Here is a 13,319-nt window from a genome sequence, read left to right as displayed (position 1 = left end):
CGGTCTTTGGCAAAGTTTTTTTATCATTAAAGAAACTATGTACAAAATTGCTACTTGGAATGTTGAGCGTCCTAAAAAAGGAACTCAAAAAACAGCTCTTGCCATAGCAAAAATTGAAGAACTCAACGCTGATGTTTTAGTACTTACTGAAAATGCTACCAGTATATCATTAACGAAATTATATCCGTTTTCTGTGCATTCTTTAGCTTATGAAAGAACTCCTGAAGAACATTGGGTTTCTATCTTCTCTAAATGGCAAATCACTGAACAAATACAAACTTTCGACAACTACCGAACAGCTTGTGCTGTAATAAAAGCACCTTTTGGGGATATTACTGTTTTTGGGACAATTATTCCTTACCATCAAGCAGGAGTATCAGGAGTTAGATATGGAAATTTAGGATATAAACAATGGGAATATCACAAAAAAGACTTGCACCAGCAGGCTAAGGATTGGCAACGTATTACAGAAGAAACTCAAAACCCTTTATGGGTAATGGGAGATTTTAACCAAAGCCGATATAACCACCAAGGATATGGCACTGAAAAAGTAAGACAACTCCTTTCTGATTATCTCAAGAAGCTAAATTTAACTTGCGTAACAGAAGGAGACCTCTCCCCTTTTCTACACCCTGATCCTATTAAAAACAAGATAAGGAACAACATAGACCATATTTGTATTTCCAATTCTTTTATCAAAGAAATGAAAGCATATCAAGTAGGTGCTTGGGATCATTTCAATGAAGAGGGGAAATATATGTCTGACCACAATGGGGTTTTTATCAGTTTTGAGATTTAAAATTTGTCAGTAAAGATATTTTAATTATTTTTGCATAAGAAAAGAGCAAATCAGCTTATCGCTACGAAAGTAGAGGAAAGTCTGGACACCACAGAGCATCATAGCGGGTAACACCCGTCCGCCGCGAGGCGAGGACAAGTGCAACAGAAAGAATGTATGGGTAATGCCATAGTGAAATCAGGTAAACTCTATGAGGTGCAACGCCGCGTAAACCAGCGTTTGAGGGTTGCTCGCCCGATGTTGGAGGGTAGGCGGTTAGAGCTAATGAGCAATCATTAACCGAGATAAATGATAAGCACTTATCAGCAATGATAAGTACAGAATCCGGCTTATGATTTGCTCTTTTTTTATGGTCTAAAACAAAAGGGGAGGCTGTCCGAAAAGTTTAGTTTAAACTTTTAAGGACAGCCTCTTTTTTATCAAATTATCTAATTTAAATCTATTTACAATTGATAAGTTGTTTGAGTGCGCTCATTTCCTTATACTTTTCACGGGCCTCCCCAGCAGGATAACCAAAGTAAGTTTGTCCGCCCTCTAACGATTTAGAAATACCACTTTGGGCTAAAATCACTGCTTTTTCACCTATGGTGATTCCGCTGGTCATTCCCACTTGCCCCCAAATAGTTACTTCGTTTTCTATCACCACACAACCAGCAATGCCTGTTTGTGAGGCGATGAGGCACTTCTCGCCTACTACTGTATCGTGACCTATGTGTACTTGGTTATCTATCTTAGTTCCTTTCTTGATAGTGGTATCTCCTGTTACCCCTCTATCAATGGTGCAAAGAGCCCCTAAATCCACATTGTCTTCAATTACTACACGACCGCCAGACTTGAGTTTATCAAAACCTTCAGGGCGTTTTTTGTAGTAGAAAGCATCGGCTCCGAGCACTGTACCGGCGTGAATAGTTACATTATCACCTATTACACAATCATCGTAAATACTCACATTGGAATGGATACGACAGTTGTTACCTATTACTACATTGTTCCCCACAAAAGTACCTGGTTGCACTACTGTATTTTCACCTATACGAGCTGAAGGCGCTATGAGTGTTGTTGCTTTTTGGAAAGGTTTAAAAAAGTCGGTGAGTTTATTGAAATCGCGAAAAGGGTCATCGGAGATTAAAAGGGCTTTTCCTTCAGGACATTCTACTTCTTTATTAATCAGTACAATGGTAGCCTTAGAGTGCAAAGCTTTTTCGTAATACTTAGGATGATCTACAAAAACTATATCACCAGCTTGTACGACGTGAATTTCGTTCATTCCAAGTACTGGAGAATCTTTTGCTCCGACGTATTTTGCATTGATAATAGTCGCTATTTGTTCAAGAGTATAAGGTTGTGGGAAGCGCATAATTAGTCTTTCATTCTTTCGACGTAAGTACCTTTTTCAGTTTCTATTTTAATACGGTCGCCTTCGTTGATGAAAAGAGGTACATTGACAGTAGCTCCTGTTTCGACAGTAGCAGGTTTAGTGGCATTGGTAGCGGTATTACCTTTAACACCAGGTTCTACGTGTGTAACAGTGAGGATAACATTAGCAGGCATTTCTACTGAAAGAGGAGTTTCGTCTTCGGCATTAAAGATTACCATCACAGTTTCACCTTCTTTAAGCAAATCAGGATAATCAAGCATATCTTTACGGATGTGCACTTGGTTGAAGTCGTCGTTATTCATAAATACGAATTCATCACCTTCGGCATATAGATATTGGAAAGAGCGAGTTTCGACACGTACATCTTCAATTTTGTGACCGGCAGAGAAAGTGTTGTCGAGGATTTTACCTGTGGTAACACTTTTGAGTTTGGTACGCACAAAAGCAGGACCTTTACCTGGTTTTACGTGTAGGAATTCAATGATTTTGTAGATATCGTGATTGAAGCGAATGCACAATCCTTTTTTAATGTCTGCGGTTGTTGCCATTTATTTTATTTTAAGTTATTTGTTTTTAGTTTTAAGTTCTTAGTCTTTTATTAATTCACCGTGATAGCCTTTCATAATGCCGTGTTGAGAGCGACGGACAAATTGCAAAATTTCATCGCGTTCGACGGTAGCTTCCATTTCGGCTTCTATATAGTCCAAGGCGTGAGAGGTACTAAGTTTTTTTTGGAATAGTACGCGGTAGATATCTTGTATTTCGCGTATTTTCTCGGTAGTAAAGCCACGGCGATGTAACCCTATAGAGTTGACTCCAACATAAGAGAGAGGGTTTCGAGCAGCCTTCACATAAGGAGGAACATCTTTGCCTACAAGTGAACCGCCAGTTACAAAGGCATAACTCCCAATAGAGCAAAACTGATAGACAGCCGTCATACCAGCCATCACAGCACAATTACCAACAGTTACGTGCCCTGCAAGAGTAGTACCGTTAGAGAAAATACAATTATCACCAACAATGCAATCGTGAGCGATATGAGAGTAAGCCATTATTAGACAATTATTACCGACTACGGTTTTCATACGATCGACGGTACCTTTGTTGATAGTTACGCACTCTCTAATAGTAGTATTATCACCTATGTGAGTGGTGGTTTCTTCACCTTTATACTTGAGGTCTTGTGGAATGGCTGAGATAACAGCTCCAGGGAAAATTTTGCAGTTTTTCCCGATACGTGCGCCCTCCATAATGGTTACGTTAGGTCCTATCCAAGTGCCTTCACCTATTTCTACATTTTTACTAATTGTAGTAAAAGGTTCAATCACTACATTTTTAGCGATTTTAGCATCGGGGTGGACATAAGCTAAAGGTTGAATCATATACTTTTATTTTACTTTAACAATTTGAGCCATCAGCTCAGCTTCTGTAGCTAACTTGCCATTCACATAAGCGTAGGCTTGCATGTGACAAATACCACGGCGAATAGGGGTTAGCAATTCTAATTTAAAAATAAGGGTATCCCCTGGTACCACTTGTACCTTGAACTTCGCATTATCGATTTTCATAAAGTAAGTGAGGTAGTTTTCGGGGTCGGGGACCGTACTGAGTATCAAGACACCTCCGGTTTGAGCCATTGCTTCAATTTGGAGTACTCCAGGCATTACAGGAGCTCCGGGGAAGTGCCCAATGAAGAAAGGTTCGTCCATTGTTACGTTCTTTAAGCCCACGACATGTTTATCGGAAAGTTCAAAGATTTTGTCGACCAACAAGAATGGTGGACGGTGAGGTAACAATTTCATTATATCAACAGTGTTGAGCAAGGGAGGTTGATTGACATCTATAGAAGGAACGTTGTTACGACGTTCATTTTTTATAATCTTAGAAAGTTTCTTAGCAAATTGGGTATTAGTAAAGTGCCCAGGTTTAGTAGCAATCACTTTTCCGCGAATGCGTGTACCTACCAAAGCCAAATCGCCTATTACATCTAATAGTTTATGACGAGCAGCTTCGTTAGGGTAATGCAAAGTAAGGTTATCAAGCACTCCGTTAGGTTTTACAGAAATATTATCTTTGTTGAAAACCTTTTTGAGTTTTTGCATTGTACTATCAGAGATTTCTTTATCTACATAAACAATAGCGTTGTTCAAATCTCCACCTTTAATCAAACCGTGGTCGAGCAAGGCTTCAAGCTCGTGCAAGAAACTAAAAGTACGAGCATCGGCTATTTCGGTTTTAAATTCGGAAAGTTTATTGAGGTAAGCATTTTGAGTACCCAATATTTTAGTACCGAAATCTACCATTGTAGTCACTTGGTATTCCTCGGCAGGGATGAGGGTAATCTCACTACCTGTTTCTTCGTTCACATAGGTAATTACTTGTTTTACTATATACTCATCACGTTCGGCATCTTGAGGAGTGATACCTGCTTTTTCAATAGCTTCTACAAAGTATTTAGAGGAACCGTCCATAATAGGAGGTTCAGAGGAATTGAGTTCAATAATCACATTATCCAAATCCATACCGACGAGCGCTGCTAAGATGTGCTCACAAGTTTGGATTTTCACCCCTTTTTTTTCTAAGACTGTGCCACGTTCAGTACTTGCTACATAGGTAGCATCCGCTTCGACAACAGGGTTTCCTTCTAAATCGGTACGTACAAAGGTAAAACCATTGCCTACTGAAGCTGGTTTAAGCACCATTTTTACTTGTTTACCAGTATGTAACCCGATGCCTTCTAAGGTAATTTCTTTGGATAAAGTATTTTGCTTTATCATAGTGTATTTATTTTAATTTTTTTTCTAATTCTTCTAAGCGTTTAAGCAAATTAGGTAATTTTCTAAAAATCACATAAGCTTTGTTATATTCGGCGTGCCCTAAGGCGGGAGAACCTTGTATTGCTTCATCATCTTTAAGGTTGCGACCTACCCCTGTTTGGGCTTGTATTTTCACGCGATTGCCTATTACTAAGTGACCTACGATTCCCACTTGACCACCTATCATACAATTTTCGCCTACTTTAGTTGAGCCAGCGATACCTGTTTGGGCGGCAATCACTGTATTTTTACCTATTTCTACATTATGAGCAATGTGTATTTGGTTGTCCAACTTTACTCCCTTACGAATGATAGTAGAGCCTAAAGTTGCACGATCTATAGCTGTTTCTGCTCCTATATCGACAAAGTCTTCAATCACGACATTGCCTATTTGTGGGACTCTACTGAATTCTCCTTTCTCATTAGGTTGGAATCCGAATCCATCGGCACCTAACACTACTCCACTGTGGAGCATACAATCTTTACCTATGACAGTTTCGGAATATATTTTACAGCCTGCAAAAATAATAGTCCCCTCACCTACTGATGAGTTATCACCTATATAAGTATTGGGATAGATTTTTACATTATCGTTTATCACTACATTTTCGCCAATATATACAAAAGCTCCTATATATACGTTTTGTCCTATTTTAGCAGATGGAGCGATAAACGAAGGTTGCTCTATACCTACTTTATTCATTTTCACTTGATTGTAGAACTCTAAGAGTTTAGTAAAAGCGGCATAAGCATCGTCTACTCTCACTAAGGTTGCTGATATTTTATCTTCAGCCTCAAAGTCCTTATTTACAATCACTATGGATGCCTGAGTGGTATAGATAAAATGTTTATATTTAGGGTTTGCCAAAAAAGATATACTCCCTTCACTTCCCTCTTCAATTTTTGAAAGTTTATAGACTTCAATTTGGGGATTTCCTTCCACTTCGCCGCCGAGTACATTGGCTATTTGTAATGCTGTAAATTTCATTTAATTAGTTTATAATCAAAACGATATAGGGCTATATTTATATGTTTTCACCTTGTAAAAAGGTTATTTTTCGCAACAAAAGTATAAAAATTATTTTATATAGCACTCATTTTACTATTTTTTTTCTCTATTGAGTAATTTTACCTTCTCTTTTTTCGCCTTATTTTGGATAGCAAATGTAGTATCGTTCGGTTACTTGAGAGAGGGGTTCTAAGTTGATGGCTTCAGAGGTTTTACTGAGATCTACTACTCTACCGTTTTTAGTGAGTATTTTTATAATTTCATTTTCGGGGTTATAAGCTCTGTTAGTCATCACTCCTGTAAAGACAAAGTACTTCATATCTTTTTCATCTACTCCTTTGGCAAGTGATAGTTTTTGGAGTCTTTTTATCTTTTGCTCTTCAAAATCGTTTAAGCGGACTTTTATTTTCAGTAAATCGCGGTTAAGCAACATTTTGCTGAGTTTAGAGAGCACTACATCAGGGTAAAACTGCCATTCTTTCATTGCTGAGATGATATCGGTATCGTCTAAACGAGCAAACATCTCAAGTACTTCTTGTGAAAAATCATCTTTGGATATTTTGTTTTTCACGAAGAAAGCTAAAGCGGTGGACATAGTGAGTTTTTGACCTTGTTGTACTAATTCCTTAGCACGATTGAGCAATCTAATTAATATTTGTTCGGCGGCTACGCTGGTTTTGTGCAAATACACTTGCCAATACATCAATCGCCGGGCTATCAGGAATTTCTCGACAGAGTACAAGCCTTTTTCTTCGACTACTAATTCGTCGTTGCGCACGTTAAGCATTGAGATAAGGCGTTCAGAATTGATATTTCCTTCGGCGACTCCGGTGTAGAAGCTATCGCGCTTGAGGTAATCGGCTCTATCCATATCCAACTGACTTGAGATGAGTTGGTGCATAAACTTACGAGGGTAAGTACCTTGAAAGATTGCGATAGCAGTCTCCAACTTACCATTGAATACCTTGTTAAGCTCTTGCATAAAGAGAAGTGAGATTTCTTCGTGCGAAATACCTTCGACAATGCTGTGTTCCATAGCGTGTGAGAAAGGTCCGTGCCCTATGTCGTGCAACAATATGGCAATATAGAGACCTTCAGCTTCTTTATCGGAAATTTGAACACCTTTGAAGCGGAGCATCTCTACTGTTTTCTGCATCAAGAACACACATCCCAATACGTGCTCAAAGCGGGTGTGTTTAGCACCAGGAAACACCAAATAGGACAGCGCCATTTGATTGATACGCCTGAGTCGCTGAAAATAAGGGTGCTCAATGATATCGAACACCAGAGTGCTGGGGATATGGATAAACCCATAAATAGGGTCATTGATAATTTTTAGCTTATTTCTTGACCGCATTGAATTGTTTGTTTTTTAACCACTCGGCAGTAGCTTGATAAGTACCAATACAAGCATCTGCTTGTTCTTTATTCACATTATTTTCTTTTATTTGCTCATAAAACAAGGGATACTCTTGCGAAGGTTGTTCGGCTTCTTTGCGCAAACTGTATTGAGTGGTTTTTCTCAAAGGTGATATAATAGTGAGCTTGTCAGGGGTTAAGTAACCTAAATCCTGATAAGTAGCAATATAAGCACGCGGTTGATAGCCTTCTTTTAGCACATCCTGTCCTATGAACTTAGAGGTATAATTGAAATTTAGCAAACCAAAAACGGTAGGCATCACATCTATTTGTGATATCATTGTATCTACTTTTTTAGGAGTGATAAAGTCGGCTACAATAAAACAAGGGATGCGATAGCCATCTAAAGGCAGTTCGGTGCTACCCGCACTCGATGCACAATGGTCGGCTACAATCACAAAAATAGTGTTTTTGTACCATTCTTGTTGTTTTGCCATCTCAAAGAATCGCTTGAGCGCATAATCGGTATATTTTACTCCGCCTGCACGTCGTTTTTCAGTAGGAGGGATATCAATTTTACCTTCAGGATAAGTAAAAGGGCGGTGATTACTTACTGTCATCCAGTGATTGAAGAATGGTTTGCCTGCTTTAGCCTGTTCATTCATCACTTTGATAGCTTTGTTTGCCATATCTTCATCGCAAACGCCCCAAATATTAGAGAAAGTAACTTCTTCGGGTGCAAAGCTCTTGCTATCTACAATATCGTAGCCATTACCAGTGAAGAAATCCTTCATATTATCAAAATAACTATCGCCTCCATATAGGTATTTCACATCATAACCTTTACTTTTGAACACGCTACCCGTGGTAAACTTATCTTTATTGTCTTTGCGCTTCACCACGCTTTCCCCTGGGGTAGGCGGAATACAAAGAGTTAGAGCTTCCAATCCTCTCACAGTACGGTTACCTGTAGCATACAAATTAGTAAAAAACAAGCTGTTATTAGCTAAGCTATCTAAGAAAGGTGTACGGTTATCGGCATTGCCATACATTGTGAGGTATTCCGCAGAAAGACTCTCTACTGAAATGAGGAGCACATTGCGGTGTACTTCGGTAGTATCGCCTACAATTTTTCGCTCGAGGGCAGGCGCATTGAGTTGTTTGAGCACAATGCTTTCAGCTTCTTTTTCTGGCAAGGTAGGATAAAACTGAAAGAAATCTAACTCACTATGAGTAAAAGCGTAATAAAACTTGTAAACACCATTGCTTTGTATTTCTTGAGCAAAAGTATTTTCGGCAGCCATAGCATCAAGCTGGGGTAATCTCCACATTCCTATAAGCACTAACAGTAAATAGGGCACTACTATAATCGTTTTTTCAAAGAGGGTGGGTATTGTTTTTAGCGCACTCTTAGTCTTGAGAAATAAATATATCGTAATTGCCAATACTACTACAAAAACCCCTGTAAATAAGGGTACTACGGGATAACTCTCCATTATATTGCCTATCACTTCATTGGTGTAAATAAGGTAATCTACTGCAATAAAGTTATAACGAATACCAAATTCATTCCAAAAGAAATATTCGCTTACTGCATTCATCACTATGGCAAATACATAGATAGCCAGCGTAATAAAATACAGTGCATTGCGCAGTTGGGCTCTGTACTTAGGCAAAAAGAGCAATAAGGCAAAACACAGCGTTTTAAAGCCGAAGAAAGCTAATGCGATTTCGGGAATCACACCCCCATATTGAGCAAATATATTGTTAGGATAAAACTGTATATAGAGTAGTATGAGGATAAACACTCCTAAAATAATGCCTCCGTAAGGTTTTTTGTACTTCACATTGGCGATAAAGAGGAAATAAAGCATTAAAATACTACTTGCCAATACTATCACAAAAGCGTCGGATAGTAAGCCTATGAAAAGCATCTTAAACACACTCCACACCGAAAATGTAGTAGCAGTAATAGGGTGTAGCATAAAGACAATGCGCATCACAAACGATACGATAAGGTATAAGGCAGCTATATATGTAAAAGGCTTTATTCTTTCTAAAACGGATTTCATAGATGTTTATTTTTAAATGACAGACATTGTGATTTTTCTCTTAAAAAAAGAAACGCCTTAAAAAGACTCATAAGGCGTTTCATCTTTAAAATGAAAAAAAAATTTTAATTTACTGGTTATTATTGAGCATAATTGGCATTGCCAACATCAGTACTTTTTCTCCTTCATCAAGACCATCGATAGGTGTGATAAGTCCGGCACGATTTGGCAAGGACATTTCTATCAAGATTTCGTCGGAGTCTAAGTTGTTGATCATTTCTTTTAGGAACTTAGAGTTGAATCCTATTTCTAAATCGTCACCTTGATAGTTACAAGTGAAGCGTTCTTCACCTTTATTACTATAATCTACATCTTCAGCTGAGATTACCAAGTTAGAACCTGCTACTTTTAATCGTACCTGATGTGTAGTTTTATTAGAGAACAACGACAGACGATTGATAGAGCTATAGAATTGTGAACGATTTAGGATGAGTTTGTTAGGATTTTCTTTAGGGATTACCGCATCGTAGTTAGGATATTTACCATCAATAAGGCGGCAGATGAATTCCATATCGTCAAAAGAGAATTTAGCATTGCTCTCGTTGTACTCTATTGTTACTTCGGTTTCACTACCTGCTAAAATACCTTTGAGGATGTTCAAAGGTTTTTTAGGCATAATGAAATCGGCGGCATCGTTAGCTTTGATATCTAATCGTTCGTATTTCACTAATTTATGAGCATCAGTACCGACGAAAGTGAGTCCGTTTTCGCTAAATTGGAAGAGAATACCACTCATTGTTGGGCGGAGGTCGTCGTTCCCAGCGGCGAAGATTGTTTTTTGTACAGCAGTAGCTAACACATCGCCTAACAAAGTTACTTTACTTGCTTCGGGCAAAGCTACAGGACGAGGAAACTCCTCACCATCTAAATAAGCTAAAGTATAATTACCTGTAGTAGAACTAATTTCTATTACATTATTTTCTTTTACCAAGAAAGTAAGCGGTTGTTCTGAAAAGGTTTTAAGAATATCTATCAACAATTTAGCTGATACGGCAATACTACCTTGAGAATCTGATTCGACTTCCAAAGTACCTCTTACAGTGGTTTCTAAATCGGAAGCTGAGATAGTTAAAGAATTGGTAGATAGTTCAAACAAAAAGTTATCGAGTATAGGCATAGTGTTGTTGTTATTAATCACACCGCCAAACACTTGTAACTTCTTCAATAGGTAAGAACTCGATACTATAAACTTCATATTTTTACGTATTTTTAAATAACAAATCTCACTCCATTATGGAGTAATAATGGCAAAAGTAGTAATAATATTTATCACTGCCAAATATTTTGGAATATTTTTTTGTTTTGAATTTTTCTCAAAACAGATATTGTAATGAAGTTTTGAGTGTTGAACTGAGAGGATTATGTGTTTTAGCTGTAGAAAAAAGATAAGAAAAATCGAGTTGGAGTGATTTGTATTTAACCCCTGTGCCCACTGTGAAATACTGTAAGTCACCTTTGTTAGGGTGCTGATAATGATAGCCCGTACGTACAAAAAACTGCTGATTATAAGCGTATTGTACACCTATTGATTTACTAATTTCGTGCCACTCTTCCGAAAAACCATTAGGGGCATCGCTAAACGATTTGAAAATGCCTTGTAGAAAATCTTCATTATCTTCAGGCACTGAGGGAACTAACAATTTATTAGCTTCTACTAATAACGAAATAGAATGTAATTCACTAAATAACAGATTATAAGAAGCTCCTATTTTTAAATTGGTTGGGATAAAATACTCTTTGCCTAAATCCTCATACTTTACTTTAGCTCCTATATTAGAGAGCTGAAAGCCCCACGTATAATATCCCCAAGCATTACCTATAGGGTGTTCACGAGAAGTGTAGTAGCCTGAAATATCAAAAGCAATACTCCTTGCTGTAGTATTTCCTTCTGAAGGCAAGCGCAAAGCTGATTGCAAATAGCGAGTTGCCACTCCCATAGCAAATTGTTCGCTGAGTTTGAGATTATAGGACAGGTCTGCTGCAAATTCTGACGGATGTACATTGCCTGCTAAATAAGCATTACTGCCTATATTTTGAGTAAGAGCTACTTCACCTATAGTAAAATAAGTAAAACTCGCTCCCCACGCACTTCGGCGTAAGCGCTTGTAGTAAGTAACATTGCCTAAGAACACATCTTTAGCTAACTTGTTTAAATAGGGAGAATAACCTACTCCCACTCCTGAAGTGGCTTCAGCAAATACATATTTAGCAGCATTCCATCGCTGAGAAAACACATCTGGAGATGAACATACCCCTATATCTCCCATTCCTGAAGCAGTAGCATCTGTACTGAGCAACAAAAACGGAAAAGCCGTAGTAATAGGTTTTTCTTCCTGAGCGAACATAGGGAAGACGGTTATAAAAATGAGTAGGTTGTATAGGTGTTTCATAAATGCTAAAGTTTTATAGCTTACATAGGTGAGATAGTAGCTTTATTCATCTCTAATATTTCCCTTACTACATCTGCTTTAAAAAATAAGAATAGCATACTTATCAAAAAAAATAAAACAGTAAGTATTATAGAAGCTATTTTACTACCAAAAAACTTAGGTTTTTCCTTTTTTACAATTCTTATTCCTTTACCACTTCTATCATATTTCAAGTAAAACAAAATCATCACAATTATTATTATGATTACTTTTTGAATTTTATTTAAATAACAATTAAAAAAATATGCTAATGGTATTTCAATCAGTCCATTGATTATAAAAGCTGATATAGCTCCTAATGCCCAAACAGTTCTTTAATGAGGCTGATCATCAGGCATAACCTTTGCATAAAAAAGATAAATATAATAATAAAACACGTCCATCATTTGCCGTAATTTTCATAAATGCTAAAGTTTTATAACTTACATAGGTGAGGCAGTAGCTTTATTCATCTCTAATATTTTTCTTAATACATCTGCTTTAAAAAATAAAAAGAGCATTCCTATCAAAAAAAATAAAACAGTAAGTATTATAGAAGCTATTTTACTGCCAAAAAACTTAGGTTTTTCCTTTTTTACAATTCTTATTCCTTTACTTCTATCATATTTCAAGTAAAACAAAGTTATCACAATTATTATTATGATTACTTTTTGAATTGTACTTAAATAACAATTAAAAAAATATGCTAATGGTATTTCAATCAGTCCATTAATTATTAAAGAAAAAAGATAACCTAATGCCCATACAGTGTTTAAATGTGGATAATCATCAGGCATAACCTTTGCATAAAAAAGATAAATATAATAATAAAATACATCCATCATTTGCCGTAATTTTCATAAAAATAATTCCAAATAGTTTCATTGTATTTAGAAGGTTTTCCATATCGCTTCTCCCAACGGTTATACCAATAGCGATATGCAAATTCTTGATACCATTCCATACCAGTCGTAAACCTACCAAGTTCCCAGCCTATTCCCCAAGCAAGACCAGGTATTCCTCCAAGTGTTGAATAAGCATTAGTCCCTTGTTCAAGAACCCATTGAGTATTGCTTATCTCACCATTTCGTCTTTCTAACTCTATAGATGCAGCATTCCATGCTCCTAAGGCTTTTCCTACTAGAGCAATTCTATCTGATATTGTTTTAGCAAATTTATTTTTACCTCCTGTAATTCCATTTCCTCCCCAAGTTTGTTTATATATCTTAAAGTTTTTACCCATCCAAGTACCATATCTTTCACTATAATATAATTCATTACCAATAGTTGTCAGTGTTCCTGCATAAACTTCCCACCCAGGAGCTTTTCCTTCCTGAGGTACAAACTGATTTTGATAAGGTGCAGATTGATTTTGATAAGGTGCAAATTGATTTTTTGGATTCTGCATTAGAGTTCCTACTGCATTGGAAACATACGTA

The 13,319-nt window shown here is 37.2% G+C and carries 12 protein-coding genes and 1 other RNA gene; 2 read left to right on the top strand and 11 right to left on the bottom strand.

Going from position 1 to position 13,319, the window contains the following annotated elements:
• Positions 1-37: 37 nt before the first annotated feature.
• Together I7X29_RS00065 and rnpB are read left to right on the top strand one after the other, a co-directional pair.
• On the top strand, positions 38-799 hold the full coding sequence (locus I7X29_RS00065; RefSeq protein WP_198472380.1) for an endonuclease/exonuclease/phosphatase family protein: 762 nt from the start codon (positions 38-40) through the stop codon (positions 797-799).
• 42 nt (positions 800-841) lie between these two features.
• An RNA gene (gene rnpB, locus I7X29_RS00060) (RNase P RNA component class A) lies at positions 842-1,146 on the top strand.
• A gap of 92 nt (positions 1,147-1,238) precedes the next feature.
• Here the strand turns inward: rnpB and I7X29_RS00055 are convergent.
• From I7X29_RS00055 to I7X29_RS00005, 11 genes are all read right to left on the bottom strand, one after another.
• Positions 1,239-2,156 carry a UDP-3-O-(3-hydroxymyristoyl)glucosamine N-acyltransferase gene (locus I7X29_RS00055; RefSeq protein WP_198472379.1) on the bottom strand — a complete coding sequence of 306 codons (918 nt, stop codon included), beginning with the start codon at positions 2,154-2,156 and terminating at the stop codon, positions 1,239-1,241.
• Between the two features lie 2 nt (positions 2,157-2,158).
• Positions 2,159-2,725, bottom strand: coding sequence for an elongation factor P (gene efp, locus I7X29_RS00050; protein ID WP_009414345.1), 567 nt, complete (start codon positions 2,723-2,725; stop codon positions 2,159-2,161).
• 39 nt (positions 2,726-2,764) lie between these two features.
• On the bottom strand, positions 2,765-3,559 hold the full coding sequence (gene lpxA / locus I7X29_RS00045) for an acyl-ACP--UDP-N-acetylglucosamine O-acyltransferase (protein WP_009414346.1): 795 nt from the start codon (positions 3,557-3,559) through the stop codon (positions 2,765-2,767).
• Positions 3,560-3,565: 6 nt separating this feature from the next.
• On the bottom strand, positions 3,566-4,954 hold the full coding sequence (locus tag I7X29_RS00040) for a bifunctional UDP-3-O-[3-hydroxymyristoyl] N-acetylglucosamine deacetylase/3-hydroxyacyl-ACP dehydratase (protein ID WP_198472378.1): 1,389 nt from the start codon (positions 4,952-4,954) through the stop codon (positions 3,566-3,568).
• A 7-nt stretch (positions 4,955-4,961) separates the two neighbouring features.
• The gene (gene lpxD / locus I7X29_RS00035; RefSeq protein WP_088594629.1) at positions 4,962-5,981 is read right to left on the bottom strand and encodes a UDP-3-O-(3-hydroxymyristoyl)glucosamine N-acyltransferase; all 1,020 of its coding nucleotides are present in this window, start codon (positions 5,979-5,981) and stop codon (positions 4,962-4,964) included.
• Positions 5,982-6,141: 160 nt separating this feature from the next.
• Positions 6,142-7,359, bottom strand: a complete 1,218-nt coding sequence (locus I7X29_RS00030) for an HD domain-containing protein (RefSeq protein WP_088594630.1) — start codon at positions 7,357-7,359, stop codon at positions 6,142-6,144.
• Complete coding sequence (locus I7X29_RS00025; RefSeq protein ID WP_198472377.1) at positions 7,343-9,433, bottom strand: LTA synthase family protein; 2,091 nt, start codon at positions 9,431-9,433, stop codon at positions 7,343-7,345. The genes I7X29_RS00030 and I7X29_RS00025 overlap by 17 nt, the downstream gene beginning before the upstream one ends.
• 109 nt (positions 9,434-9,542) lie before the next feature.
• Positions 9,543-10,667, bottom strand: a complete 1,125-nt coding sequence (gene dnaN, locus I7X29_RS00020; RefSeq protein ID WP_088594632.1) for a DNA polymerase III subunit beta — start codon at positions 10,665-10,667, stop codon at positions 9,543-9,545.
• A 118-nt stretch (positions 10,668-10,785) separates the two neighbouring features.
• Complete coding sequence (gene porV / locus I7X29_RS00015) at positions 10,786-11,862, bottom strand: type IX secretion system outer membrane channel protein PorV (RefSeq protein ID WP_198472376.1); 1,077 nt, start codon at positions 11,860-11,862, stop codon at positions 10,786-10,788.
• A gap of 461 nt (positions 11,863-12,323) precedes the next feature.
• A complete protein-coding gene (locus I7X29_RS00010) occupies positions 12,324-12,725 on the bottom strand; it encodes a hypothetical protein (protein ID WP_198472375.1) in 402 nt (133 codons plus the stop codon).
• The coding region (locus tag I7X29_RS00005) for a hypothetical protein (RefSeq protein ID WP_198472374.1) at positions 12,722-13,319 on the bottom strand (598 nt) is incomplete at its 5' end. The genes I7X29_RS00005 and I7X29_RS00010, both read right to left, overlap by 4 nt.

It is taken from the genome of Capnocytophaga periodontitidis (assembly GCF_016126015.1).
In the GTDB taxonomy this organism is placed as follows: Bacteria; Bacteroidota; Bacteroidia; order Flavobacteriales; family Flavobacteriaceae; genus Capnocytophaga; species Capnocytophaga periodontitidis.
Note: the sequence above shows the minus strand (reverse complement) of the source record. Positions and strands in the feature narration are given on the sequence as shown.